1 protein-coding gene is annotated in these 1,574 nt (G+C 68.7%); it reads right to left on the bottom strand.

Annotated elements, in window-relative coordinates; all coding sequences use genetic code 11:
- Window positions 1-9: 9 nt before the first annotated feature.
- Entirely contained in the window at window positions 10-1,491 is a 1,482-nt protein-coding gene (locus IEZ27_RS53380; RefSeq protein ID WP_229825353.1) for an NF041680 family putative transposase, read from the bottom strand.
- Between the last annotated feature and the right edge of the window lie 83 nt (window positions 1,492-1,574).

Below are 1,574 nucleotides of genomic sequence, written 5' to 3' on the forward strand. Positions count from 1 at the left end.
GCTTGTTCTTTATCCTCCGGATTGTTGTAGGGCTGCGAGGGTGCGGCCGCGTTTGACGGTCTTGCCCACGTCGTATCGGGGTGCGGGCCGGCGATTGGGGATCCCGGATGGACGTCCCGGGCCGGGCCGAGAGGGTTTGGGCGCACTGGCCGGCTGTGCGAGTGCGGGACGCAGGTTCCGAAACCCGCGCCGGACCCGAGCGGGAGTGAGCTGCCCCCGCGAGGCTGCTTTCTCCCATGGGTGACGCAGGTCCTCGGTCAGCCGGCGAGCCATGCGCAGTTGGGTGTGCACGATGATGAGCAGCCAGGTCCAGCGGCCGGCGGCCTGGGCGGCGCGCAGCTTGGGCCGGGTCCAGCCAAGGGTCTGTTTCCAGAAGCGGTAGGTGTGCTCCAGGTCGAATCTGCGCAGGAAGGCTTGCCAGCTGCGGTCCACGTCCACGCCGGTGGCGCCGGTCTTGGAGGACCAGAGCCAGATGGGTGGGGCGTCTCGGTCGCCGGGCAGGTGCTCGACCTTCAGCCGGATCAGGGTGCCTTCAACGAGGGGCAGTTCGCCTTCGTGGTCGAGCCAGGCGGCGCGGTGGGTGAGGCGGGGGTGAAGCCGGTCCCAGGCGCTGGTCTCGGCCTTGCCGTAATGGGTGGTGTCCGTGACCGTGGCCACCGCGGGCTTGGGCCAGGTGGCAGGGTCGGCCAGGGCGAACTCGCCACCGTGCTTGGACGGCCGACCGCCCTTGGGGTCATAGCGGCGTGGTGGGGCGGGCAGGCGCAGTACCCGGTCGGAGCGGATGCGTCCCAGCAGTTCGACGGGCAGGTCACGCAGGACATAGGCCAGGCGGGTGATGTCGTAGCCGGCGTCGGTCACGATGAGCACATCTGGATCTCCGCTGCGCCACTGCCCGGCAGCGATCAGCCGCTCGATCACGCCGCGGAGCTGGGCGGCGGTGACGGCGGTGGCGTCGTCGGCCGGCCCCAGCCGCACCACATCCAGCGGCGCCGTCCACGACGTGCGGCCCATCTCCAGCGCCGCCACGAACGAGTACGGCCAGCCCGGGATGAACTGCGAGGCGCTCTTGGCCCGGCCGTATACATGGCAGAACAACCGCTCGGCCGAGCAGGCGGCATCCGAGCGCAGCCACGGCGACACATCCACCGCCAGCACGATCCGACCGTCCGGCCAGCGCGGCAACGGCAGCCCGGCCAGCACCTGGCGCAGCTGGTCCGCATCGATCCGGCCGTGGTTGAGCCCGCCGTACAGGGCTCCGTGCCCGCGCCGGTACTCCGGCGACAAGCTCAGATCCACCGGCGAGTGCACCGGTCCGGGCTCGCACAACAGCGCCTCTGCCAGCTCGAACAACGCATCGGCCCGCGCCTTGAGGCAGGCGTAGACATCATTTCGGAACCGGGACAACACCTCTGAAGACTCGACACAGGCGGCTTCGTTCAGCAGACTCACCCTCACGGCCTTGTAGTGATCAGTAGCGACTCGACACCGCACATGATCACTCAAGGCCGTCTTGCTGTCCGGGAAACGATCAACCCGCCGCTTAGCACAACAATCCGGAGGATAAAGAACAAGCT

Origin of the sequence: Nonomuraea spiralis (genome assembly GCF_014648435.1) — a bacterium.
Taxonomy (GTDB): domain Bacteria; phylum Actinomycetota; class Actinomycetes; order Streptosporangiales; family Streptosporangiaceae; genus Nonomuraea; species Nonomuraea spiralis.